22 protein-coding genes are annotated in these 24,870 nt (G+C 69.9%); 13 read left to right on the forward strand and 9 right to left on the reverse strand.

Features of this window, described 5'->3' with window-relative positions:
• Positions 1-199: 199 nt before the first annotated feature.
• Positions 200-898, forward strand: coding sequence for a chloramphenicol phosphotransferase CPT family protein (locus HWX00_RS31395; RefSeq protein WP_226194305.1), 699 nt, complete (start codon positions 200-202; stop codon positions 896-898).
• A 139-nt stretch (positions 899-1,037) separates the two neighbouring features.
• On the opposite strand, the gene HWX00_RS31400 is transcribed toward HWX00_RS31395, so the two are convergent.
• Positions 1,038-2,414 carry a nucleobase:cation symporter-2 family protein gene (locus tag HWX00_RS31400; RefSeq protein ID WP_034190516.1) on the reverse strand — a complete coding sequence of 459 codons (1,377 nt, stop codon included), beginning with the start codon at positions 2,412-2,414 and terminating at the stop codon, positions 1,038-1,040.
• Positions 2,415-2,853: 439 nt separating this feature from the next.
• On the opposite strand from HWX00_RS31400, the gene HWX00_RS31405 reads away from it, so the two are divergent.
• The 3 genes from HWX00_RS31405 (at position 2,854) to fghA (ending at position 6,517) form a co-directional block, all read left to right on the forward strand.
• Entirely contained in the window at positions 2,854-4,320 is a 1,467-nt protein-coding gene (locus HWX00_RS31405) for a xylulokinase (protein ID WP_175868173.1), read from the forward strand.
• A gap of 225 nt (positions 4,321-4,545) precedes the next feature.
• Positions 4,546-5,652, forward strand: coding sequence for an S-(hydroxymethyl)glutathione dehydrogenase/class III alcohol dehydrogenase (locus HWX00_RS31410; RefSeq protein WP_124609875.1), 1,107 nt, complete (start codon positions 4,546-4,548; stop codon positions 5,650-5,652).
• A gap of 16 nt (positions 5,653-5,668) precedes the next feature.
• Complete coding sequence (gene fghA, locus HWX00_RS31415; RefSeq protein WP_034190518.1) at positions 5,669-6,517, forward strand: S-formylglutathione hydrolase; 849 nt, start codon at positions 5,669-5,671, stop codon at positions 6,515-6,517.
• 113 nt (positions 6,518-6,630) lie between these two features.
• On the opposite strand, the gene HWX00_RS31420 is transcribed toward fghA, so the two are convergent.
• The 4 genes from HWX00_RS31420 to HWX00_RS31435 are packed head-to-tail and all read right to left on the reverse strand — an operon-like array spanning position 6,631 to position 9,739.
• A complete protein-coding gene (locus HWX00_RS31420; RefSeq protein ID WP_034190519.1) occupies positions 6,631-7,413 on the reverse strand; it encodes a metal ABC transporter permease in 783 nt (260 codons plus the stop codon).
• Entirely contained in the window at positions 7,406-8,290 is an 885-nt protein-coding gene (locus HWX00_RS31425) for an ABC transporter ATP-binding protein (RefSeq protein WP_049033512.1), read from the reverse strand. Before HWX00_RS31425 ends, HWX00_RS31420 begins: the two co-directional genes overlap by 8 nt.
• A gap of 14 nt (positions 8,291-8,304) precedes the next feature.
• Positions 8,305-9,231: a metal ABC transporter solute-binding protein gene (locus HWX00_RS31430; RefSeq protein WP_175029260.1), complete on the reverse strand. Its 927-nt coding sequence runs from the start codon at positions 9,229-9,231 to the stop codon at positions 8,305-8,307.
• 46 nt (positions 9,232-9,277) lie between these two features.
• Positions 9,278-9,739 carry a Fur family transcriptional regulator gene (locus HWX00_RS31435; protein WP_011546084.1) on the reverse strand — a complete coding sequence of 154 codons (462 nt, stop codon included), beginning with the start codon at positions 9,737-9,739 and terminating at the stop codon, positions 9,278-9,280.
• Positions 9,740-10,069: 330 nt separating this feature from the next.
• Here HWX00_RS31435 and HWX00_RS31440 point away from each other — a divergent pair, with 330 nt between their 5' ends.
• From HWX00_RS31440 to HWX00_RS31475, 8 genes are all read left to right on the forward strand, one after another.
• Positions 10,070-10,846, forward strand: coding sequence for an L-iditol 2-dehydrogenase (locus HWX00_RS31440; protein ID WP_034190522.1), 777 nt, complete (start codon positions 10,070-10,072; stop codon positions 10,844-10,846).
• 78 nt (positions 10,847-10,924) lie between these two features.
• Positions 10,925-11,881, forward strand: coding sequence for a sugar kinase (locus HWX00_RS31445; RefSeq protein WP_175029259.1), 957 nt, complete (start codon positions 10,925-10,927; stop codon positions 11,879-11,881).
• Positions 11,869-13,230 carry a D-tagatose-bisphosphate aldolase, class II, non-catalytic subunit gene (locus tag HWX00_RS31450; RefSeq protein ID WP_175029258.1) on the forward strand — a complete coding sequence of 454 codons (1,362 nt, stop codon included), beginning with the start codon at positions 11,869-11,871 and terminating at the stop codon, positions 13,228-13,230. Before HWX00_RS31445 ends, HWX00_RS31450 begins: the two co-directional genes overlap by 13 nt.
• 68 nt (positions 13,231-13,298) lie before the next feature.
• Positions 13,299-14,624, forward strand: coding sequence for an ABC transporter substrate-binding protein (locus tag HWX00_RS31455; protein WP_034190525.1), 1,326 nt, complete (start codon positions 13,299-13,301; stop codon positions 14,622-14,624).
• Positions 14,625-14,736: 112 nt separating this feature from the next.
• Positions 14,737-15,690 carry a carbohydrate ABC transporter permease gene (locus tag HWX00_RS31460; protein WP_006496497.1) on the forward strand — a complete coding sequence of 318 codons (954 nt, stop codon included), beginning with the start codon at positions 14,737-14,739 and terminating at the stop codon, positions 15,688-15,690.
• Positions 15,687-16,538: a carbohydrate ABC transporter permease gene (locus HWX00_RS31465; RefSeq protein WP_034190527.1), complete on the forward strand. Its 852-nt coding sequence runs from the start codon at positions 15,687-15,689 to the stop codon at positions 16,536-16,538. Before HWX00_RS31460 ends, HWX00_RS31465 begins: the two co-directional genes overlap by 4 nt.
• Complete coding sequence (locus HWX00_RS31470) at positions 16,535-17,248, forward strand: HAD family hydrolase (protein ID WP_059560232.1); 714 nt, start codon at positions 16,535-16,537, stop codon at positions 17,246-17,248. Before HWX00_RS31465 ends, HWX00_RS31470 begins: the two co-directional genes overlap by 4 nt.
• A gap of 55 nt (positions 17,249-17,303) precedes the next feature.
• Positions 17,304-18,413 carry an ABC transporter ATP-binding protein gene (locus tag HWX00_RS31475; protein WP_034190529.1) on the forward strand — a complete coding sequence of 370 codons (1,110 nt, stop codon included), beginning with the start codon at positions 17,304-17,306 and terminating at the stop codon, positions 18,411-18,413.
• 19 nt (positions 18,414-18,432) lie between these two features.
• Here HWX00_RS31475 and HWX00_RS31480 read toward each other — a convergent pair whose 3' ends face one another.
• On the reverse strand, positions 18,433-19,317 hold the full coding sequence (locus tag HWX00_RS31480; RefSeq protein ID WP_034190530.1) for a LysR family transcriptional regulator: 885 nt from the start codon (positions 19,315-19,317) through the stop codon (positions 18,433-18,435).
• 163 nt (positions 19,318-19,480) lie between these two features.
• Between HWX00_RS31480 and HWX00_RS31485 the strand changes: the two genes are divergently transcribed.
• Positions 19,481-20,692: an MFS transporter gene (locus HWX00_RS31485; protein WP_175868174.1), complete on the forward strand. Its 1,212-nt coding sequence runs from the start codon at positions 19,481-19,483 to the stop codon at positions 20,690-20,692.
• 19 nt (positions 20,693-20,711) lie between these two features.
• On the opposite strand, the gene HWX00_RS31490 is transcribed toward HWX00_RS31485, so the two are convergent.
• From HWX00_RS31490 to dalD, 3 genes are all read right to left on the reverse strand, one after another.
• Complete coding sequence (locus tag HWX00_RS31490) at positions 20,712-21,725, reverse strand: sugar-binding transcriptional regulator (protein WP_175028952.1); 1,014 nt, start codon at positions 21,723-21,725, stop codon at positions 20,712-20,714.
• A gap of 47 nt (positions 21,726-21,772) precedes the next feature.
• Positions 21,773-23,254, reverse strand: coding sequence for a xylulokinase (gene xylB, locus HWX00_RS31495; RefSeq protein ID WP_175028950.1), 1,482 nt, complete (start codon positions 23,252-23,254; stop codon positions 21,773-21,775).
• A gap of 83 nt (positions 23,255-23,337) precedes the next feature.
• Positions 23,338-24,732 carry a D-arabinitol 4-dehydrogenase gene (gene dalD, locus HWX00_RS31500; protein WP_175028949.1) on the reverse strand — a complete coding sequence of 465 codons (1,395 nt, stop codon included), beginning with the start codon at positions 24,730-24,732 and terminating at the stop codon, positions 23,338-23,340.
• Positions 24,733-24,870 lie beyond the last annotated feature (138 nt).

The following is a 24,870-nucleotide window of genomic DNA, read 5'->3' on the forward strand; positions in this document are numbered from 1 at the left end:
TGGACGAACCTGGTCGACCTGTACCGCGCGTTGGGCGGCGGCTGGATCCAGCACGCAGGCGAAACGCCGCGCGCGCCGGATGCGCCGGTCGACTACGACAAGGCGGCTGCTCCGGCCGCTGCGTCGGCGGCCGCGACGAACGGGTAAGTGCAACGAAGGGCAGGGGCGGCCAGCCGCGCCTGTCCCTGGAACCGGCTGTATGCGGAAACGAGAACGCCACGGGCCACAATCCGTGGCGTTTTCTTTTTTGTGTCCGCGCCGACGTGCCGGCAATCGCATCGGCGTTCCGCCCACCCGTCCGGCGTCGTTCAACACGCGCAGGTACACTCGCTGCATGAAAACGACCCGGATCATCCTGCTCAACGGCGCGGGCAGTTCAGGCAAGACGTCGCTCGCGCATGCGCTCCAGGCGCTGCTGGCCAGCCCGTACCTGCACGTCCGGATGGATGCGTTTCTCGACATGCTGCCCGCGCGCTATCTGAACGACGCGGCCGGATTCACGTTTTCGTCGTTCGTCGAGGACGGCAGGAACGTGGTGTCGATCAGCAGCGGGCCGGTTGCCCGGCGAGCGATGCAGGGGATGCGCCACGCGATCGTCGCGCTGGCGGAGCAGGGCAACAATCTGATCGTCGACGAGGTGCTGCTGGGCGACGAGAAGGCCGAGTACGCCCGTTTGCTGGCGCCGTTTACGGTCAGCCTGGTCGGCGTCCACTGTCCGCTGGAGGTGCTCGAGGAACGGGAGCGGCGACGGGGCGATCGTCTCGCGGGGCTCGCGCGCTGGCAGTACGACAGGGTGCATGCGGGCATGACCTGCGATGTGAGCGTCGATACCAGCACGGCCACGCCGGAGGCCTGCGCGCGAAACATCATGCGGGCGCTGGCGTTGCACGGAGGCTGACGCGCGGCGCCTCGCGGGGGCGCGTACGTGGCGTCCACGGCGCCACGGCCGCGTGGGCCCAGCCGGGAACAAGCAAAACGCCACGGCATGCCGTGGCGTCTTGCGTTATCGCGTCGCGCCGTCGTCCGGCGCGGGGCGATCAGTGGTGCACGTCGGCGGGACGTCCGTCGAAGTCGTGTCCGGCGCGGCGGATCTCGCAGCGCGCATCCTTCTCGCCTTTCACGCCGTTGAACACGATGTTCAGGATCACGGCCGATGCCGACGCCAGCAGGATGCCGCTGTGCAGGATCGGCGCGAGCGCGGGCGGCAGCTTCGAGAAGAAGTGCGGCGACACGACCGGCACGAGGCCCATGCCGACGCTCACGGCGACGATGAACAGGTTGTGCGCGTTGTTCACGAAGTCGACCTTGGACAGTACCTTGATGCCGTTCGCGGCCACCATCCCGAACATCACGATGCCCGCGCCGCCGAGCACGAACGGCGGCACCGACGCGACGACCTGCGCCATCTTCGGGAACAGGCCGAGCAGCACGAGGATCACGCCGCCCGTCGCACACACGAACCGGCTCTTCACGCCCGTCACGCCGATCAGGCCGACGTTCTGCGAGAACGACGTATGCGGGAACGAGTTGAAGATGCCGCCGATCAGCGTGCCGAGGCCGTCGACGCGCAGGCCGCGCACCAGGCGCTCCTGGTTGACCGGGCGGTCGACCATGTCGCCGACCGCGAGGAACATGCCGGTCGATTCGATGAACGTGACGAACATCACCGTGACCATCGTCACGATCGACAGCGGGTCGAAGTGCGGCAGGCCGAAGTGGAACGGCATCACGAAGCCGACCCACGGCGCGTGTGCGACGCCGTCGGTATTCACGCGGCCGATCGCGAACGCGATCGCGAAGCCGGCGACGATGCCGAGCAGCACCGAGATGTTCGCGACGAAGCCGCGGCCGTACTTGTTGATCAGCAGGATCAGCGTCAACACGAGCAGCGACAGGCCGAGATAGACCGGGCTGCCGTACTCCGGGTTGCCGACGCCGCCGGCCGCCCAGTTGATGCCGACTTCCATCAGCGACAGCCCGATCACCGCGATCACGGTGCCGACGACCACCGGCGGGAAGAACCGCAACAGCTTGCCGATCATCGGCGCGAGCACGATGCCGATGATGCCGGCCGCGATCGTCGAACCGAAGATGTCGAGAATGCCGAGGCCGGGGTTCGTGCCGATCGCGATCATCGGGCCGACCGCCGCGAACGTGCAGCCCATGATGACGGGCAGGCGGATCCCGAAGATCCACAGGCCCAGCGTCTGGATCAGCGTGGCGATACCGCACGAAAACAGGTCGGCGCTGATCAGGAACGCGATCTGGTCTTTCGGCAGCTTGAGTGCGGCGCCAACGATAAGCGGCACGGCAACGGCGCCGGCGTACATGACGAGGACGTGCTGCAGGCCAAGCGTTACCAGCTTGCCGGTCGGCAGCACCTCATCGCACGGATGGACCGTGTTCGATTGCATCTGTCTCACTCCATGATCTTGTTTTCGGGGTGATACGAAGTTATGCGGAATGAATCCACGCAACAAGAGCGCTGGGTACTATTCCGTTCTTTGCTGGTTCGATATGCCGTTTCGGCATGGAGCAGGGTGTCGATCATCGGGAAACTGCCGCAGGAGTGAGGTTCCCCGGTTTTATAGCCCTTCAAAATAGCGCTGACCCCCGTGCCAAATATGCGCTGCTTTATGGTCTGTATCGGGCGGGCCGCATAGTGGCAAAAAGGACCGATGCAAATTCGTGCCGGGTTAACCCGCTAACGCCCGCTTTTGCGTGCGGGTTGCGGCCCGGTGAAACCGGTCGGCCGGCCGCATGTCCGGCGCGCCGGCGTGGCGGCAAAAGCCGGGGCGCACATCGCGATCCCGTTATCATCGACATCCGTTCATTCGAATTCGCCTACCCGTCATGCGCCTGCTCGGAATCGACCTCGGCACCGGCTCCATCAAACTTGTCACGCTCGATGCAGATGGCGTCGAGCGGGCAGTCGCGAGCGAACCTTATGCGCTGTCGTCGCCGCAGCCCGGCTGGGCCGAGATCGCGCCCGATACGTGGTGGCAGGCGCTCGTGCGCGCGGCCGCGCGGCTGCCGGCCGGCGAGCGTGCGCAGGTCGCGGCGATCGGCTTCTCGGGCCAGATGCACGGCGTCGTGCTGATCGACGCGGCCGGACAACCGGTGCGGCCCGCGCTGCTGTGGCCCGACACGCGCGCGGCGCGCGAAGCGGACGCGGCCGGCTGGCCCGTCGCCGGAGTGCCCGTCGCCGGATTGCCCGTCGCCCCGAACCCCGTCGCGCCCGGCATGGCCGGCCCGCTGCTGCGCTGGCTGGCCGCGCACGAACCCGATGCGCTGCGCGCCGCCCGTCGGGCCGTGCAGCCGAAGGACTGGCTGCGCATCGCGCTGGGCGGCGACGTCGCGGCCGACCCGAGCGACGCGTGCGCGACCGCGCTCGCGACGCCCGATGGCGCGTGGGATCGGGCATTGATCGAGGCGCTCGGCTTGCCGGCCGACTGCCTCGCGCCGGTGCGCGCGTCGACCGCGCGCGGCGGCACGCTCGGCGCGCAGGCCGCCGCGGCGCTCGGCCTGCCCGCCGGCGTGCCGCTGGCGACGGGCGCGGCCGACACGGCGTGCGCGGCGCTCGGCAGCGGATTGGTTGCCGCGGGCGACGCGCTGCTGACGACCGGCAGCGGCGGCCAGATCGTCGTGCTCGCGGATACGCTGCCGCCCGCGCGGCGCGGGCTGCACCGCTATCGCACCGCGGCCGGCGGCGGCTACTACACGATGGCCGCGATGCAGAACGTCGGGCTCGCGCTCGAAGCCGTTCGCGGCTGGCTGGGTTATGCGGGATGGGCCGACGCGTATGACGATGCGTTCGCGCGGCCGGCGTCCGAACGGCTGTGCTTCCTGCCGTACCTGACGGGGGAGCGTTCGCCGTGGATGAACCCCGACGCGCGCGGCGGCTGGCTCGGCCTCGGGCTCGGCGACACGCGCGGTGCGATGATGCGCGCGGCGTTCGAAGGCGTCGCGTTCGCGTTGCGTGCGGGGCTCGATGCGATCCGCGATGCCGACCGCCGCGACCCGGTGACGACGCTGCGTCTCGCGGGCGGCGGCTCGGTCGATCCGCGCTGGCGCCAGCTGCTCGCCGACGCGCTCGGCGCGTCGCTGCACGCGATCGACTGCCCGAATGCCGCGACGCGCGGTGCGGCGCTGCTCGCGGGCGTCGCGATCGGGCACTGGCGGGAAGACGCGTTGCGCGCGCTGGCGCCCGCCGCGTCGCCCGTCGCCGCGCCGCGCGAGGACCGCTCGCTGGCCGCGCGTCACGCGCGCTTCATCGATCTGTACGCGCGCACGGATGCATGGTTCACGACGGGCGTTTAAACTCGAACACTTGTTCTTTTGCGTCAGCCATGACGCATCGTGGCAAGCCGACGACCGTTTCCCGCACGCGGTGCGTGCCGGGAGCGGCGATCATGGCGAGCACGGGATTCCGTTGCGGTGCCGCGCACGATGCCGCGCGGCACGGCTTCGACAGCTTTGCATGGAACCCGGCGGGCGCCGCAGCGCGCACCCGGGCCGACCTCACAGACAGACAGGAGTGACACGATGAAAACGAAAGCCGCGATTGCATGGAAGGCGGGTGCGCCGCTGACGATCGAGGAAGTCGATCTCGAAGGGCCGCGCGCCGGCGAAGTGCTGATCGAGGTGAAGGCCACCGGCATCTGCCACACCGACTACTACACGCTGTCGGGCGCCGATCCGGAAGGGATCTTCCCGGCGATCCTCGGCCATGAAGGCGCGGGCGTGGTGGTCGACGTCGGCCCCGGCGTCGGCACCGTGCGCAAGGGCGATCACGTGATTCCGCTCTATACGCCCGAATGCCGCGAGTGCAAGTTCTGCCTGTCGCGCAAGACCAACCTGTGCCAGAAGATCCGCGCGACGCAGGGCAAGGGCCTGATGCCCGACGCGACGTCGCGTTTCTCGCTCGACGGCAAGCCGCTGTTCCACTACATGGGGACGTCGACGTTCTCGAACTACATCGTCGTGCCGGAAATCGCGGTGGCGAAGGTGCGCGAGGACGCGCCGTTCGACAAGATCTGCTACATCGGCTGCGGCGTGACGACGGGCGTCGGCGCGGTCGTGTACTCGGCGAAGGTCGAGGCGGGGGCGAACGTCGTCGTGTTCGGTCTCGGCGGGATCGGCCTGAACGTGATCCAGGGCGCGAAGATGGTCGGCGCGGACAAGATCATCGGCGTCGACATCAACCCGAAGCGCGTGGCGCTCGCGAAGAAGTTCGGGATGACGCACTTCATCAACCCGAACGAAGTCGAGAACGTCGTCGACCACATCGTGCAGTTGACCGACGGCGGCGCCGACTACTCGTTCGAATGCGTGGGCAACGTGAAGCTGATGCGCCAGGCGCTCGAGTGCACGCACAAGGGCTGGGGCCAGTCGTTCATCATCGGCGTGGCCGCGGCGGGCGAGGAAATCAGCACGCGTCCGTTCCAGCTGGTGACGGGCCGCGAGTGGAAGGGCTCGGCGTTCGGCGGCGCGCGCGGCCGCACCGACGTGCCGAAGATCGTCGACTGGTACATGGAAGGCAAGATCAACATCGACGACCTGATCACGCATACGCTGCCGCTCGAGCGGATCAACGAAGGCTTCGACCTGATGAAGGCCGGCGAGTCGATCCGTTCGGTCGTGCTGTACTGAGCGGGAGCGCACCGTCATGCTCGAACTCGTTTCCTCGCATGCGTGCCACGGCGGCGAGCAGCGCTTCTACCGTCACGATTCGGCGGCCATCGGCCTGCCGATGAAGTTCTCGGTGTACCTGCCGCCGCAGGCGGCGCACGGCCGCGTGCCGGCGCTGTTCTACCTCGCGGGCCTCACGTGTACCGACGAGACGTTCGCGATCAAGGGCGGCGCGCAGCAGTACGCGGCGCAGCACGGCATCGCGCTCGTGATGCCCGATACGAGCCCGCGCGGCGCGGGCGTGCCGGGCGAGACCGATGCGTGGGATTTCGGCGTCGGCGCGGGCTTCTACGTCGATGCGACCGAGGCGCCGTGGTCCGCGCATTACCGGATGGAGTCGTACGTGACGGGCGAGCTGCGCGCGCTCGTCGCGGCCGAGCTGCCGATCGACGGCGCGCGGCTCGGGATCTTCGGCCACTCGATGGGCGGGCACGGCGCGCTGACGCTCGCATTGCGCCATCCGGGCCTGTACCGGTCGGTGTCGGCGTTCGCGCCGATCGCCGCGCCGACGCGCTGCCCGTGGGGCGAAAAGGCGTTCTCGGGCTACCTCGGCGACGATCGCGACGCCTGGAAGGCGCACGATGCGAGCGAGCTCGTCGCGCGCGCCGATGCGCCGAAGTTCGCGGAAGGCATCCTCGTCGACCAGGGGCTGGCCGATCAATTCCTCGCGAACCAGCTGAATCCCGACGTGTTCGAGGCCGCCTGCGCGAAGGCCGGCCAGCCGCTGACGCTGCGTCGTCATCCGGGCTACGACCACGGCTACTACTTCATCTCGACGTTCATCGCCGATCACATTGCGCATCATGCGCGTGTGCTGGTTGGGTGAGCGGAGAGGGAAGCCGGTCGCGCACGGGGCGCGCCGCACGAATTCGCGGGCAATAAAAAACGCCGGCGCTGCCTTCGGGCACGCCGGCGTTTTGACTTTGCGTCGGGCGGCGGTCAGTTGCGCCGCAACAGGCTCGCGCCGTACACGAGCGCCGACAGCGCGGTGATCCAGAAGCTCGTCGGCCAGTCGGTGTGATACGCGAGCACGATGCCGGCCCACGCCTCGAACAGTGCGAACAGCGCGGCGAGCAGCACGCCCGTCGACAAGCGCGTCGACACGTTCTGCGCGGCCGCGGCCGGCCCGACCAGCAGCGTGAACACGAGCAGCACGCCGACGATCTGCGTCGCCGCGGCCACCGCGAGCGCGCACACCGCGAGGAACAGCATCGACACCGTGCGCAGCGACACGCCCTTCGCTTCGGCCAGCTCGGGCTGCAGCGACGCGAACAGCAGCGGGCGCGCGATCAGCGCGAGCGCGGCGAGGCTCACCGCGCCGATGCCCGCGAGCACCGCGAGCGTGTCGTGGCTGACCGCGAGCACGTTGCCGAACAGCAGCGCGGTGACCTGCGTCGCGAACGACGTATAGAAATGCAGGAACAGCAGGCCGAAGCCGAGCGCGCCCGACAGGATCACGCCGATCGCGACGTCGCGGCCCGCGAGCTTTTCGCCGAGCGCGCCCATCCCGATCCCGGCCGCGAGCGTGAAGCCGACCATTCCCCAGATCGGCGAGATGCCGAGCAGCACCGCGCCGGTCGCGCCGGTGAAGCCGACGTGCGACAGCGCGTGGCCGGCGAAGGTCTGCCCGCGCAGCACCAGGAAGTAGCCGACGATGCCCGCGAGCACCGCGACGATCCCCGACGCCGCGAAGGCGTTGATCATGAAGTCGTAGTCAAACATCGTGCGAATGCCCGGGATGGGCGTGTCCGTGGTGGTGATGGCCGTGGCCGCCGCCGTGCGAGTGGCCGTCGTCGTCCTCGTGTTCGTGGTCGTGCTTCTCGATCTCGACGTCGCCCGACATCACGAAGATCTTGCCGTTCACGCGCATCACGTCGATCGGCGACCCGTAGAGCCGCGACAGCACGGGCTTCGTGATCACCTCGTCGACGGTGCCGAGCGCCGCGACGCCGTTGCCGAGATACAGCACGCGATCGAGCGCGTTCAGCAGCGGATTCAGTTCGTGCGCGGAGAACAGCACGGTGATGCCGAGCTCGCGCTGCACGGTGCGCACGAGCTCGACGACGCCGCGCTGGTGGTTCGGGTCGAGGCTGATCAGCGGCTCGTCGAGCAGCAGCAGCTTCGGATTGCCGAGCAGGCATTGCGCGAGCAGCAGGCGCTGCCGTTCGCCGCCCGACAGCTCGGACAGCGGCCGGCGCGCGAGCGTCGGGCCGCCGACGAGATCGAGCACGCGGTCGACGTCGCGGCGCGTGGCCGCGTTCGTGTGCGGCAGCCCCCAGCGGTGGCCGTCGGCGGCCATCGCGACGAAGTCGTAGCCGCGCATCCGGCGGTTCGCGAGGCCGCTCCTGATCTGCGGCATGTAGCCGATCGACGGATTGCCGCGCACGACCGGCACGCCGCCGACGGACAGCGTGCCGGCCGACACGGGCACGAGCCCGAGCACCGCGCGCATCAGCGTCGTCTTGCCCGCGCCGTTCGGCCCGAGCACGCCGACGAATTCGCCGGGCTCGATCGAGAAGCTGACGTCGCGCAGGATCGTGCGTCCGCCCAGTTCGAGCGTGACGCGATCGACGGCGAGTGCATGGGGAGTGGCGGTCATGTCGTTACGGTCGTTTATGGCTTGCCGGCGGAAAGCGCGGCGCCGAGCGCGTCGAGCTGGCCGGCCATCCATTGCTGGAAGGTCTTGCCGGCCGGCTGCGTCTCGGTGACGCTGACGGTCGGCACGCCGCCGTCGCGCGCGATCTTCAGCATGCGCCTGGTCATCGGTTCTTCGGCCTGGCTGTTGTAGATCAGCACGCGCACCTGCTTCTTGCGCAGGTCGTTCTCGAACGCGGCGACGTCCTGCGCGCTGGCCTCGGTGTCGTTCATCGTCGCGAGCTGGAACCGCTGGTTGCGCATGTCGAGACCGATCGCGTCGGACATGTAGCCGAATACCGGCTCGGTGGCCGTCACGGGCACGCCCTTGTACTTCGCGCGCAGCGCGGCGACCTGGTCGTCGACGGGCTTCAACGACGCGACGAACTTCTGCAGGTTCGCATCGTATTCGGCCTTGTGCGCCGGATCGGCACGGCCGAGCTCGGCGGCGATCGCGCGCGCGGCGGCGGGCATCGTCGCCGGGTCGTACCACAGGTGCGGGTTGTCGCCGGCCTTCTTGCCGACGAGGTCGGCGACGACGATCGTCGCGCGCTTCGCCTGTTTCGACGCACCGAGCAGCTTGGCCATCCACGGGTCGTAGTCGGCGCCGTTGTAGATCACGACCTGTGCGTGCTGCAGCGCGCGAGCCGTCTTCGGGCTCGCTTCGAACAGGTGTGGATCCTGGTCGGGATTGCTGAGGATGCTCGTGACCGCGACGCGGCTGCCGCCGATCTGCGTCGCGACGTCGCCGTAGAAATTCTCGGCGGCGACGACGTTGACGGTCGCGGCCTGCGCGAACGCGGGCGCCGCGAGCGACAGCGCGGCGAACGTGGCGAACGCGGCGGCGACGCGGCGAACAGGCGACAGGGCACGCCGCGGCGTGCGGCGCTTCAGGGCAATGGACATGGAACTCCTCGTTGGAAGGGCGGCGCGTGCGCCGCGCGATTCGGCGTCAGCGCTGCGCGGGCTTGCGCTTGCAGTGTCCGCACAGGCCGCTCAGCTCGACGACCTGGTGGTGAACTTCGAAACCGTGCGCGGGTTCGCTCGCGGACAACTGCTTCGCGAGGTCGCCGCCGGGAATCTCGACGGTGTCGCCGCACGAATCGCAGATCAGGAACTGGCCTTCGTGCGGCACGCCGATCTCGCAGCATGCGAAGAACGCGTTCTTCGATTCGATCCGGTGGATGAAGCCGTGCTCGACGAGGAAATCCAGCGCGCGATAGACGGTCGTCGGCGGCACGCGGCCGCGTTGCGGTTCGAGTTCGGCGAGCAGGTCGTACGCGCCGATCGGGCGCTGCGCGGCCAGCACGCGCTCGTAGACCTGGCGGCGCAGCGGCGTCCACGCGAGCCCGTGCTCGGCGGCGAATGCGTCGGCCCGGGACAGCCGGGCGTCAATGGACGATGAGGTAGCCATGGCGTAAAGCAGGGCGATGAAACACAGTATCGCGATGATATAACGTATCGTCGCGCCGTGCAGCGTGAATTCCCCGTTTCCTGCCTCGCTCCGTCCCCTTCACCGTCGATCCCACTGCGCCGCACCGCGTGCGCGGCGCCTTGCCGGGCGTGCGCGACGGGCCGCCGTCGAGCGCGGTTGTGCCGCAGCGCGTCATAGAAAGCCGTCGCGTCGCCTTGACAGCATGAATCGCGTATCCGATCATTCGATCACAAACAGAGCAATTGATCGGTTTGCGAGCGTTCGCTCACCTCGCGACCGTCGTACAGCAGAACAAACCGGAGACAGCCAGTGAGACTGGAAGACAAGGTCGCGATCCTGACGGGCGCCGCAAGCGGCATCGGCGAGGCGGTCGCGCAACGCTATCTGGACGAGGGCGCGCGCTGCGTGCTGGTCGATCTGAAGCCCGCCGGCGGCTCGCTCGCGCGGTTGATCGAGGCGAACCCCGGCCGCGCGGTGGCCGTCACCGCGGACGTCACGCGCCGCGACGACATCGAGCGGATCGTCGCCACGGCGGTCGAGCGCTTCGGCGGCGTCGACATCCTGTTCAACAATGCGGCGCTGTTCGACATGCGGCCGCTCCTCGACGAATCGTGGGACGTGTTCGACCGGTTGTTCTCGGTCAACGTGAAGGGGCTGTTCTTCCTGATGCAGGCCGTCGCGCAGCGAATGGTCGAGCAGGGCCGCGGCGGCAAGATCGTCAACATGTCGTCGCAGGCCGGCCGTCGCGGCGAGGCACTCGTTTCGCACTACTGCGCGACCAAGGCCGCGGTGATCAGCTATACGCAGTCGGCCGCGCTCGCGCTCGCGCCGCACCGGATCAACGTGAACGGGATTGCGCCGGGCGTGGTGGACACGCCGATGTGGGAGCAGGTCGATGCGCTGTTCGCGCGCTACGAGAACCGGCCGCTCGGCGAGAAGAAGCGGCTCGTCGGCGAAGCCGTGCCGCTCGGCCGCATGGGCGTGCCGGGCGACCTGACGGGCGCCGCGCTGTTCCTCGCGTCGGCCGACGCCGATTACGTCACCGCCCAGACGCTGAACGTCGACGGCGGCAACTGGATGAGCTGACGTGATGTCGCTCGCACGCGCAACCTGCCGGCCGGCCCGCGACGACGCGGCCGCGGTCGGACGAGGAGGGCACGCCTGATGGCCGAGATCGTCGTGGCCGGCGAACTGCTCGCCGAATTCGTCGCCGCCGAGCGCGGCCAGGGTTTCGATACGCCGGGCCTGTTCGCGGGGCCGTTCCCGAGCGGCGCGCCGGCGATCTTCGCCGACCAGGCCGCGCGGCTCGGCGCGCGCGTCGCGTATGCGGGCTGCGTCGGCCGCGACGCGTTCGGCGACGCGATCGTCGCGCGGCTCGAACGCGACGGCGTCGAGGTTGCGCGCATCCGCCGCGTCGCGCGCCCGACCGGCACCGCGTTCGTCGCGTACCGCGACGACGGCTCGCGCAGCTTCGTCTTCACGCTGTCCACCAGCGCGGCCGCGTGCGTCGATGCGTCCGACGTCGATGCCGCGATGTTCGACGGCTGCCGTTACTTCCACGTGATGGGCTCGTCGCTGACGAGCGAATCGGCGATCGCGGCCGTGCAGCGCGGCGTGATCGAGGCCGCGCGCGCCGGCGCGAAGGTGTCGTTCGATCCGAACGTGCGCCCCGAGATGCTGAGCTTTCGCCCGATGCGCGCGGCGCTCGACGAGATGCTCGCCGCGTGCCACCTGTTCCTGCCGAGCGAGGCCGACCTGCCGTTCTTCTGCGGGCCGCAACCGGCCGAGCGCGCGATCGCGGGCCTGCTCGCGACGCACCCGTTGCTCGAGCGCGTCGTGCTGAGGCGCGGCGCGCAAGGCAGCGTCGCGTTCGATCGCGCGAACCGCGTCGACGCGCCGGCCTTTCCGGTCGACGAAGTCGACCCGACCGGTGCCGGTGACTGCTTCGGCGGCACGCTCGTCGCGAGCCTCGTCGCGGGCGTGCCGATCGATGCCGCGTTGCGCCGCGCGAACGCGGCCGGCGCGATCGCGGTGACGCGGCGCGGCCCGATGGAGGGCAACAGCGATGCGGCCGAGATCGACCGTTTCCTGACCGAACGAGGTATCGCATGTCCGGCCTGACGACCCTTGCCGACCGTCCGCGCACCGCGCACGCGGACGCGGTGCTGCGGATGATCTTCGACGCGAACCGCGCCGACGCGCAGCGCGGCATCTATTCGATCTGCAGCGCGCACCGGCTCGTGCTGGAGGCCGCGTGCGAAGCCGCGCGCGCGGACGGCTCGCCGCTCCTGATCGAGGCGACCTGCAACCAGGTGAACCATCTCGGCGGCTATACGGGCATGACGCCCGCCGATTTTCGCCGCGACGTCGATGCGATCGCCGCGCGTTGCGGGCTCGCGCCGTCGGCGCTCGTGCTCGGCGGCGACCATCTCGGCCCGAACCCGTGGCGGCACCGCCGCGCGGCCGACGCGATGCGCGAGGCGGTCGCGATGGTCGCCGCGTATGTCGAAGCCGGCTTCGAGAAGATCCACCTCGACGCGAGCATGGCGTGCGCGGACGATCCGGTGCGGCTCGACGATCGCACGATCGCCGCGCGCGCGGCCGAGCTGTGCCGCGCGGCGGAAGACGCGGCGGCGCGTGCCGGTCTCGCGCCCGTCTACGTGATCGGCACCGAGGTGCCGACGCCGGGCGGCGAAGTGAGCGGCGGCGCGAACGAAGCGGACGATGCGGCGATCGCGCGGATCTCGGTCACGCGCAGCGACAGCGTCGCGGCGACGCTCGACGCGCACCGCCGCGCGTTCGCGGCGGCCGGCCTCGACGACGCATGGACACGCGTGGTCGCGGTCGTCGCGCAGCCGGGCGTCGACTTCGACGATCGCCACGTGCTCGACTACGACAGCGCGAAGGCGGCGTCGCTCGGCGCGAGTATCCTGCAGACACCGCGCCTCGTGTTCGAGGCGCACTCGACCGATTACCAGACCGAAGGCGCGCTCGCCGCGCTCGTGCGCGACCACTTCGCGGTGCTGAAGGTCGGCCCGGCGCTGACGTTCGCGCTGCGCGAGGCGCTGTTCGCGCTGACGTTCATCGAGGAGGCGCTGATCGACGACGTCGCGCAGCGCTCGCGGCTGCGGGAGGTCGTCGACGCCGCGATGCGCGCGCAGCCCGAGCACTGGGCGCCGTACTACCGCGGCGACGAGGCCGAGCAGCGGCTCGCGCGCCAGTTCAGCTACAGCGACCGGATCCGCTACTACTGGCTGCAGCCGGCCGTCGCGGCCGCGGTCGAGCAGCTGTTCGGCAACCTCGCGCGGCAGCCGGTGCCGGAGACGCTCGTCGCGCAGTGGCTGCCGGACGTCTACGCGGCGTGCCGCGCGGGCGGCCTCGCGCAGGAGCCGCGCGCCTGGGTGCGCCACCGGATACGCGACGTGATCGCGCACTATGCGCGCGCGTGCGGGATGCAGCGGCCGGCATGACGGGCCGCGAAGGAAACGACGCAACACGCAACACCGACGACACTTCGAACAAACACAGGAGACATGCCATGCAACGAAAGATGCTCGACGCCGCCGCACGCTGCCTTGCCGGAGCCGCGCTCGCGACGGCGGCCTGCGCCGCGTCCGCCGGCACGCTGACGATCGCGACGCTGAACAACCCCGACATGATCGAGCTGAAGAAGCTGTCGCCGGCGTTCGAGAAGGCGAACCCCGACATCAAGCTGAACTGGGTGATCCTCGAGGAGAACGTGCTGCGCCAGCGCGCGACGACCGACATCACGACCGGCAGCGGCCAGTTCGACGTGATGGCGATCGGCACCTACGAGACGCCGCAGTGGGGCAAGCGCGGCTGGCTCGCGCCGATCACCGGGCTGCCCGCGGACTACGACCTGAACGACATCGTGAAGACCGCGCGCGACAGCCTGTCGTACAACGGCCAGCTCTACGCGCTGCCGTTCTATGTCGAAAGCTCGATGACGTTCTACCGCAAGGACCTGTTCGCGGCGAAGGGGCTGAAGATGCCCGACCAGCCGACCTACGACCAGATCGCCGAATTCGCGGACAAGCTCACCGACAAGGCGAAGGGCACCTACGGGATCTGCCTGCGCGGCAAGGCCGGCTGGGGCGAGAACATGGCGTACGTGTCGACGGTGGTGAACACGTTCGGCGGGCGCTGGTTCGACGAGAACTGGAACGCGCAGCTCACGTCGCCCGAATGGAAGAAGGCGATCTCGTTCTACGTGAACCTGCTGAAGAAGGACGGCCCGCCGGGAGCGAGCTCGAACGGCTTCAACGAGAACCTGACGCTGACCGCCTCGGGCAAGTGCGCGATGTGGATCGACGCGACGGTCGCGGCCGGCATGCTCTACAACAAGCAGCAGTCGCAGGTGGCCGACAAGATCGGTTTCGCGGCCGCGCCGGTGGCCGCCACGCCGAAGGGTTCGCACTGGCTGTGGGCATGGGCGCTGGCCGTGCCGAAGACGTCGAAGCAGCAGGACGCCGCGCGCAAGTTCATCGCGTGGGCGACGTCGAAGCAGTACATCGAGATGGTCGGCAAGGACGAAGGCTGGGCATCGGTGCCGCCGGGCACGCGCGCGTCGACGTACCAGCGCCCCGAGTACAAGGCCGCCGCGCCGTTCTCCGACTTCGTGCTGAAGGCGATCGAGACGGCCGACCCGAACGATCCGTCGCTGAAGAAGGTGCCGTACACGGGCGTGCAGTACGTCGGGATTCCTGAATTCCAGTCGTTCGGCACGGTGGTCGGCCAGTCGATCGCGGGCGCGGTCGCGGGCCAGATGACGGTCGACCAGGCGCTCGCCGCCGGGCAGGCCGCCGCCGACCGCGCGGTGCGGCAGGCCGGCTACAAGAAGTAACGCGCCGGCAGTCACGCGGCCCGCGGCGTGCGCCGTTGCACACCGCGGGCCGGCGAAGCCGAAAGGCGGGCAGGCCGTTCGCGCCCGCGCATCAACCGGAGGGACTCCGATCATGCGTCACCTGCGTCTTCCCCTGAGTCACGCCCACGCGCCGTCGGTCGGCGACGCGTCGTCGCCGCCGGGCGCGCCGCGCCGCGCGCGCGGCGGCGCGAGCTGGCTCGTGTCGCCGTCCGTCGCGGTGCTGCTGCTGTGGATGTCGATTCCGCTCGCGATGACGATCTGGTATTCGTTCTCGCGCTACAACCTGCTGAATCCGGACGTGAAAGGTTTCGCCGGGTTCGACAACTACCGCTTCCTCGCGACCGATCCGTCGTTCCTGCCCGCGATCTGGCACACGCTCGTGCTGATCGGCGCGGTGCTCGCGATCACGGTGGTCGGCGGCGTGCTGATGGCCGTGCTGTTCGACCGCAAGTTCTACGGGCAGGGCGTCGCGCGGCTGCTCGCGATCGCGCCGTTCTTCGTGATGCCGACGGTCTCCGCGCTGATCTGGAAGAACATGATCCTGCACCCGGTGTACGGGCTCGTCGCGAACGCGATGCGCGCGCTCGGGATGACGCCGATCGACTGGTTCGCCGACTACCCGCTCACCGCGGTGATCATCATCGTCGCGTGGCAGTGGCTGCCGTTCGCGTTCCTGATCCTGTTCACCGCGATCCAGTCGCTCGACCAGGAGCAGAAGGAAGCCGCGCGCATCGACGGCGCGGGCCCGATCGCGATGTTCTTCTACATCACGCTGCCGCACCTGAAGCGTGCGATCGCCGTGGTCGTGATGATGGAGACGATCTTCCTGCTGTCGATCTTCGCGGAAATCTATACGACGACGGGCGGCGGCCCGGGCGACGCGACGACCAACCTGTCCTACCTGATCTACGCGCTGGGCCTGCAGCAGTTCGACGTCGGCCTCGCGTCCGCGGGCGGCATCATCGCCGTGGTGGTCGCGAACGTCGTGTCGTTCTTCCTCGTGCGGATGCTCGCGCGCAACCTGAAGGGAGAGTACGAGAAATGAGCGACCTGACCTTCGAAGGCCGGCGCGGGCCGGCCGTGTTCGACCTCGTGCGGCGCGCGTTGCCCGGCACGCTCGCGTGGCTGATCGCGCTGCTGCTGTTCTTCCCGATCTTCTGGATGGCGATCACCGCGTTCAAGACCGAGCAGCAGGCCTACGCGTCGACGCTGTTCTTCATGCCGACGCTCGACAGCTTCCGCGAGGTGTTCGCGCGCAGCAACTACTTCGCGTTCGCGTGGAATTCGGTGCTGATCTCGGCCGGCGTCACGGTGATCTCGCTGCTGTTCGCGGTGCCGGCCGCCTACGCGATGGCGTTCTTTCCGAACCATCGCACGCAGAAGGTGCTGCTGTGGATGCTGTCGACGAAGATGATGCCGTCGGTCGGCGTGCTCGTGCCGATCTATCTGCTGTGGAAGAACGCGGGGCTGCTCGATACGGTATCGGGGCTCGTGATCGTCTACACGCTGATCAACCTGCCGATCGCGGTGTGGATGACCTTCACGTACTTCAACGAAATCCCGAAGGACATCCTGGAGGCCGGGCGCATCGACGGCGCGTCGACGTGGCAGGAGATCGTCTACCTGCTGATGCCGATGGCGCTGCCGGGGCTCGCGTCCACCGCGCTGCTGCTCGTGATCCTGTCGTGGAACGAGGCGTTCTGGAGCATCAACCTGTCGAGTTCGAACGCCGCGCCGCTGACGGTGTTCATCGCGTCGTACTCGAGCCCCGAAGGGTTGTTCTGGGCGAAGCTGTCCGCCGCTTCCCTGCTCGCGGTCGCGCCGATCCTGATCGTCGGCTGGCTGTCGCAGAAGCAGCTCGTGCGCGGGCTCACGTTCGGGGCGGTCAAATGAGCGCGGCCGGCGAAGGGGCTGCCGGCCACGCCGCGAACGTCCTGATCTGCGATTGCGACGGCGTGCTGATCGACAGCGAGGCCGTGGCCGCCGACGTGATCGTGCGCGAACTCGATGCGCGCTGGCCGGGCGTCGACGCGCGGCCGGCCGTGATGCCGCTGCTCGGGCTGCGCATCGAGCGCGTGCTGGCCGGTGCCGGCGAGGCCGTCGGCCGCACGCTGTCGGCCGCCGACGTCGACGCGATCCGCCGCGCGGTCGAGGCGGCGGCCGTCAATGCGCCGATGGTCGACGGCATCGACACCGCGCTGGCCGCGATCCCGTTGACGACGGCCTGCGCGAGCAACAGCTACCGCGCATACGTCGAGGCGGCGCTCGCGCGCACGGGCCTCGCGCGCTTCTTCGGCGACCGGCTGTTCTGCGCGGATGCCGTCGCGCGGCCCAAGCCCGCGCCCGACGTGTACCTCGCGGCCGCGCACTCGCTCGGCGCGGCGCCCGCGCACTGCCTCGTGGTCGAGGACAGCGTGACGGGCATCACCGCGGCGGCCGCGGCCGGCATGACCGTGCTCGGCTTCGTCGGCGGCGGGCACGCGTCGGCGGCCCAGATCGACGCGCTGCGCGGGATCGGCGCGCGTCACGTATTCGACGACATGCACGAGTTGCCCGGCTACGTCGCGCGCTGGCAGGCGACGGGCGCGGTGCTGCCGAACTAGCAACGATTGCGCGCCGCCGGCGAGGCGGCGCATCACGAACGAACGGAGACAGATCATGGCAAGCGTGCTCCTGCGCAACATCGCGAAGCGCTACGACGACACCGAAGTGCTGCGCAACGTCAACCTCGACATCGCCGACGGCGAATTCGTCGTGTTCGTCGGGCCGAGCGGCTGCGGCAAATCCACGCTGATGCGGATGATCGCGGGCCTCGAGGATATTTCGAACGGCGACCTGCTGATCGACGGCGCGAAGGTCAACGACGTGCCGAGCGCGAAGCGCGGCATCGCGATGGTGTTCCAGTCGTATGCGCTGTACCCGCACATGACGCTGTACGACAACATGGCGTTCGGCCTGAAGCTCGCGGGCGCGAAGAAGCCCGAGATCGACCAGGCCGTGAAGCAGGCCGCGAAGATCCTGCACATCGATCACCTGCTCGACCGCAAGCCGAAGCAGCTGTCGGGCGGCCAGCGGCAGCGCGTCGCGATCGGCCGCGCGATCACGCGCAAGCCCAAGGTGTTCCTGTTCGACGAACCGCTGTCGAACCTCGACGCCGCCTTGCGCGTGAAGATGCGGCTGGAATTCGCGCGGCTGCACGACGAGCTGAAGACGACGATGATCTACGTGACGCACGACCAGGTCGAGGCGATGACGCTCGCGGACAAGATCGTCGTGCTGTCGGGCGGCGCGGTGCAGCAGGTCGGCACGCCGAACACGTTGTATCACGCGCCGGCGAACCAGTTCGTCGCGGGCTTCATCGGCTCGCCGAAGATGAACTTCCTGAAGGGCACGGTCGAATCGGCCGACGCGGGCGGCGTGCTCGTGCGCTTCGACAGCGGCGAGACGCAGCGCGTGGCGGTGGACGCGAGCGCGCTGCAGCGCGGCGCCGCGGTGACCGTCGGCGTGCGGCCCGAGCACCTGCTGGTCGACGCCGCCGCGGACGGGGTGGCCGCGCGGACGATGGCGGTCGAGTCGCTCGGCGATGCCGCCTATCTGTATGCGGAGTCGGCCGCCGCGCCGGACGGACTGATCGCGCGGATTCCGCCGCTCGACACGTACCGCACCGGCGAGGCGCTGCGCGTGCATGCGCAGGCCGAGCACTGCCACCTGTTCGACGAGCAAGGCCACGCGTTCCGCCGGCTGAGCGCGCACGCGAAGGCCGCGTGACGACCGGCGACCGCGCCGCTCAGATGCGCAGGTGGTCGGCCAGGTAGTCGACGAACGCGCGCAGCTTCGGCGTCGGGTGCCGGCCCGACGGCCACAGCACATGGAACGGCGTGCGGCTCGCGACGTGCTCGTCGAGCACCGTGCGCAGCGTGCCGTCGGCCAGCGCGTCGTGCACGAAGAACTCCGGCAGGCACGCGATGCCGCGCCCGCGCAGCACGAAGCACAGGCGCGCTTCCGCGCTGTTGCTGACCATCGTGACCGGCACCTCGGGCGGCGGGCCGTGACGCGGCACGCGCAGCGGCCAGGTCTGGAGCCGGCCGCTGCTCGGGAAGCGGTAGTGCAGGCAGCGGTGACGCGCGAGATCGGCCGGCGTGCGTGGCGTGCCGTGCCGGTCGAGATAGGCGGGCGACGCGACGAGGTGCTGGCGGAAATGGCCGAGCAGCCGCGACGACAGCCGCGAGTCCGACGGCTGGCCGGTGCGCAGCACCGCGTCGAATCCTTCGTCGACGACGTCGACGAGCCGGTCGCTGAAATCGATGTCGAGCTCGATCTCCGGATACGCGGCCATGAAATCGGCGAGCACCGGCAGCAGCAGCGTGCCGATCGTCGGCAGGCTCACGCGCAGCCGCCCGCGCGGCGCTTCGGCACTGTGCGTCAGTTCCTGTTCGGCCGCGTCGAGCTCGGCGATCACGCGCCGGCACCGTTCGAGAAAACGCGCGCCTTCGGCCGTCAGCGTGATGCTGCGCGTGCTGCGGTGAAAGAGCCGCACGTTCAGGCGCGCCTCGAGCCGCGCGATGCGCTTGCCGATCGCCGATGCCGACAGCCCGAGCGCGCGGCCGGCCGCGACGAAGCTGCGCGTTTCCGCGACCTGAACGAACACGACGAAGCCGCCCAGATTTTCCATGCCGGTTCCCGATTGCGGACATCGATGTCCGGATTGTCCGGAACTCTACCCCGGTTTTTCTTCCCGCGCCGGCTCCCTACGATGGGCGTTCCTTCACCGTTCGAGGTCACGCCATGTCATTCCTGCCTGTCACAGCCCGTCGCGTCGAAACCGGGGGCGCGTCATGAGCGATTGCCCGTCGATGGACAGCCGCGTTGCCGGCCGCCCGGTGCAGGCGGCCGAGCGCCTGCCGGTCGCGAACCTGCTGGCGCTCGCCACCGCCGCCTTCATCACGATCCTCACCGAAGCGCTGCCGGCCGGCCTGCTGCCGTTGATGAGCGCCGACCTGCGCGTGCCCGAGGCGCTGATCGGCCAGCTCGTGACCGTGTATGCGCTCGGCTCGATCGTCGCGGCGATCCCGCTTGTCGCCGCGACGCGCGCGATGCGCCGGCGCCGCCTGCTGCTCGCGGCGCTCGCCGGCTTCGTCGTGTCGAACGCGCTGACGGCCGTGTCGCCGTACTACGCGCTCACGCTCGTGGCGCGCTTCGTCGCCGGCATGGCGGCGGGGCTGCTGTGGGCGCTGCTGGCCGGCTACGCGAGCCGGATGGTCGATGCGTCGCTGCGCGGCCGTGCGATCGCGGTGGCGATGCTCGGCGCGCCGGTCGCGATGTCGGTCGGCATTCCGGCCGGTACCGCGCTGGGCGCGGCGCTCGGCTGGCGCGTCGCGTTCGCGCTGATCACGCTGGCGGCGCTCGCGTTGATCGGCTGGATCCGCCTGCGCGTGCCCGATTACGCGGGGCAGCCCGCCGGCGCGCGCGAGCCCGTGCTTGGCGTGATGATGCTGCCCGGCGTGCGGCCGGTGCTGACCGTGATGTTCGCGTACGTGCTCGCGCACAACATGCTGTACACGTATGTCGCGCCGTTCCTGGCAGGGGTGCGGATGGGCACGCAGGTCGATGTGGTGCTGTTCGTGTTCGGCCTCGCGTCGCTGGCGGGCATCGCGCTGACGGGCGCATGGATCGGCGCCGCGCAACGACGGCTGACGCTCGCCAGCATCGCGCTGTTCGCGCTCGCGGCGCTGATGCTCGGCGCCGGGTCCGGGATGGCGATCGTCTATGCGGGCGTCGCGCTGTGGGGGCTCGCGTTCGGCGGCGCGCCGACGCTGTTCCAGACGGCCGCCGCGAACGCGGCGGGGGAATCGGCCGACGTCGCGCAGTCGATGCTCGTGACGGTGTGGAACCTCGCGATCGCCGGCGGCGGCATCGCGGGCGGGATGCTGCTCGGCGCGACGGGCGCCGGCGCGATTCCGTGGGCGCTCGTCGCGCTGCTGGCGGCCGCGTGGATCGGCGCGTGGCGCGCGCGCCGGCACGCGTTCCCGGCGCCGCGCGCGGCCTGAGCGGGCGGCACCGGCGGCGTCAGGCTGCCTTCGCGGCGAGCGCGGCGCGCGCGCAGGTTTCGTCGGTGACGAGCCCCGACAGCCAGCCGCCGCGCAGCGCGGCGATCACCGCGTCATGTTTCTTCGGGCCGCCGGCGAACGCGATCGTCGGCAGCTTCGGCGGCGTCGCGAGCGCGACGCTCGTCACGCGCGCGCTGGTCGACACCGTGATCTGCGTACCCTGCGCGTCGATCGGCACGCCGAGCAGCTCGGCCACCGCGCCGAGCGCGGTCATCTCGTCGCGTTCCTGTTCGGTGATGAAGCCGTCTTCGTAGAGCGGGCAGTGCGGCCCGATGTTGCCGATCCCGACGAACGCGACGTCGGCCTGGCCCGACAGCGCCTCGACGATCCGGTACAGCCGGTGATTGCACCACTGCGCGCGCTCGGCGTCGCTGTCGGCGAACAGCGGCGCGGGCAGCAGGAAATGCTTGCTGCCGGTTTTCTCGGAGATGTACTGCGCGACGTCGTAGCGGTTCGACGAACCGTCGGCCGCGATCGCGCCCACCATCGACACGAGCCGGTGCTGCGGGCGGTCGATCTGCGCGATCTGCGCGACCGCCGCCTTCAGCGTGCGGCCGCTGCTGACCGCGATCACCATCGGCCGCGTTTCGTTCAGGTAGCGCTCCATTACCTGCGCGCCGGCGACCGCGAGCTTGCGGTCGATCGCGTCGGGCGCATCGGCATCGACGGGCACGACTTCGCACATCGCGAGGCCGTAGCGTTTCGACAGCTGCGCGCCGAGATCGAGGCAGTCGGCGAGCCGGTGATCGACGCGCACGCGGATCAGGTTCTTCTCGACCGCGAACGCGACGAGGCGCTGCGCGACCGGGCGCGAGACCTGCAGCTTCTCGGCGATTTCGTTCTGCGTGTCGCCCGCGACGTAGTAGAGCCACGCGGCACGGGTGGCGAGATCGAGTTTTTCTGAGGACTTGGACACGATAGCGATTCGGTTTGGATCAGGGGGCCGCCCCGCGGGCCGGCCGACAGGCCGCACGACGGCGTCCACTGTAACGCATGTCGTGCGCTGCCCCGCGGTCGCGCCTATGCGAGCCGCGTGCGCGACGGTTCGTACAGCGGTTGCACGTGACGGTACAGCGAGCGGAATGCGTCGAGGCGTTCGCGCAGCCGTGCATGGCGGGCGGTGTCCGGCGCGTATTCGGCACGCACCGGCGGCTTGGTCAGCACCGTGTGCGGATCGCCGCCGACGGCCAGCCAGCCGAGCCGCGCCGCACCGAGCGCCGCGCCCGTTTCGCCGCCGCCGATCTGGCGCGTGCGCACGTTCAGCGCGTCGGCGAGCAATTGCGCCCAGAACGCGCTGCGCGCGCCGCCGCCGATCAGCGACAGCTGGTCGGTTTCGACGCCGGCCGCATGCAATGCGTCGAGGCCGTCGGCGAGGCCGAGCGTCACGCCTTCGAGCACCGCGTAGCCGAGATGCGCGCGCTCGGTCGCATGCGTCATGCCGAAGAACACGCCCTGCGCATACGGGTCGTTGTGCGGCGTGCGTTCGCCGGACAGGTAGGGCAGGAACAGCGGCGCCGTCGCGAGCGCGTCGGCGTCGAGCGCTTCGACTTCGGCGAGCAGCGCGGGCTCGTCGGTGCCCGTCAGCTTGCAGACCCAGCGCAGGCAGCTCGCGGCCGACAGCACGACGCTCATCAATTGCCAGCGATCGGGAATCGCATGGCAGAACGCATGGACGGCGGACGCGGGGTTCGGCATGAAACGGTCGCCGACCACGCTCAGCACGCCCGACGTGCCGAGCGACACGAAGCCGTCGCCCGCGTGGATCGCGCCGATGCCGAGCGCGCTCGTCGCGTTGTCGCCGCCGCCGCCCGCGACCACGACGGCCTCCGACAGCCCGAGCGCGCGTGCGACGTCCGCGCGCAGCGTGCCGGACGGCGCGTTGCCCTCGACGATGCGCGGCATCTGGTCGCGCGTCATGTCGCAGGCGGCCAGCAACGCGTCGGACCAGTCGCGGCGCGCGACGTCGAGCCACAGCGTGCCGGCCGCGTCCGACGGGTCGGACACTTTCGCGCCGGTCATCCGGAACCGCAGGTAGTCCTTCGGCATCAGCACGCACGCGGTGGCGGCGAACACGTCGGGTTCGTGCTTCGCGACCCACAGCAGTTTCGGTGCGGTGAAGCCCGGCATCGCGAGATTGCCGGCCAGTGCATGGAGATCGGGCGCGCGCTCGGTGAGCAGCGCGCATTCGTCGGCGCTGCGCATGTCGTTCCACAGGATCGCCGGGCGCAGCACGCGATCGTCGCGGCCGAGCAGCACGGCGCCGTGCATCTGCCCCGACAGGCCGATGCCGCGCACCTGCGCGAACGCGTGCGGGTGCCGCTCGCGCAACGTGGCGAGCGCGGCGAGCGTGCCTTGCCACCAGTCGTCCGGATGCTGTTCCGCCCAACGCGGATGCGGCCGCGACACGGTGAACGGCGTGCCGGCCGTGCCGACGACCGTGCCGTCGGGGGCCAGCAGCAATACCTTCACTTCCGAGGTGCCGAGGTCGATGCCGAGATACATGAGCGATCCGTTCCGTCAGTGGGGAGTCGCTACTTTAGCCGCGCGGCAGCGCACGTGCCAAGGCAGGTTCGCCCGGATGCGCGTCAGCGCTGCGCCAGCCATGCGTCGACCCGCGCGAGCGCGCCGCGCAGCGCCTCGAACAGCGCCGCGTTGCCGGCGAGCGAGCCCCACAGCGCGCGGCTCGCGCCCAGCGCGACGACCGGGTCGTCGGCTTCGGCGATCGCCCGCGCGGCGTCGTCGTCCATCACGCCGTCCTGGTACGCATACGGCAGCAGGCCGCGCGCCCAGCGTTCGAGAAAGCGCAGGAACAACGCGGGCAGCACCGCGGTGGCCACCGGCGCCGCGCCGCGTGCGAACGATTCGACGAGCGTCGGCGCGATGAAGCCGGGGATCTTCGAGAAGCCGTCGGCCGCGACGCGCTGGTTGGTGTCGAGCACGTACGGGTTGCCGAAGCGTTCGAGCACGACGTCGCGGTAGCGCGCGAGATCGAGCGGGCTCGGGCTCAGGCACGGGATCACGTCCTGCGTCACGTAGTCGTGCGCGAAGCGGCGGATCGCCGCGTCGTGCGTGCCTTCGTGAATGTAGGTGTAGCCCGCGAGCGTGCCGGCCCACGCGATGCAGCTGTGCGTCGCGTTGAGGATGCGGATCTTCGCTTCCTCGTACGGGTGCACATCGTCGACGAGTTCGGCGCCGGCCAGTTCCCAGCGCGGCCGGCCGGCCGCGAAGCGGTCCTCGATCACCCACTGGATGAACGATTCGCCCATCACCGGGCATGCATCGTCGATGCCGGTGGCCGCGCGCACGCGTTCGCGCACGTCGGCGGTCGGGCGCGGCGTGATGCGGTCGACCATCGCGCTCGGCGTCGCGACGTGCGCGTCGAACCACGCGAGAAGGGCCGTTTCGCCCCGCCGTTCGAGAAATTCGCGCATCCCCGCGCGAAAGCGCGCGCCGTTGTTGCGCAGGTTGTCGCAGCTCTGCAGCGTGAGCGGGCCCGCGCCGCGCTTCACGCGTTCGGCGAGCAGCGCCGCGAGCGCGCCGTACAGCGTCGTGCGCGCGCCCTGCAGGTCGGCCGCCAGATCGGCGTTCGCGATGTCGAGCCGGTTGTGTTCGTCGAGGTAGTAGCCGCCTTCGGTGACGGTGAACGACACGATCCGGCAGGCCGGATCGGCGCCGGCATCGACCAGCGCGGCGAGGTCGATCGACCACGGCAGCACGCGCGTGATCGCGCGGATCGTCTCGTACGCGCGCTCGCCTTGCGGCGTGACGGTTTCGAGCGTGTAGGCGCCGTGCTGTGCGGCGAGCGCGTCCATCGTCGCGCGCATGTCGTCGCGGATGTTGCCGACGGTCAGCGACCAGCGTTCGTCGGCCGGGACGGCCGCGTTCACGCGATGCAGATACCACGCCTGGTGCGCGCGGTGAAACGAGCCAGCGCCGATGTGCAGCAGCACGGGCGCGCGGGCGGAGGGCGATTCGCTCATCCGTTGTCTCCTGTTCGTGCCAGTCTTCTCAGTCGAATACGATCATTTGCTCTTTATGTGAGCGAATGATCGTATTCGGGCGAGCGAAAGTCAAGGCGGGGAAACGGCATTTCGATGGTGCACTGCGGCGGCGCGGGC

This window comes from Burkholderia seminalis DSM 23518, from assembly GCF_902832885.1.
In the GTDB taxonomy this organism is placed as follows: domain Bacteria; phylum Pseudomonadota; class Gammaproteobacteria; order Burkholderiales; family Burkholderiaceae; genus Burkholderia; species Burkholderia seminalis.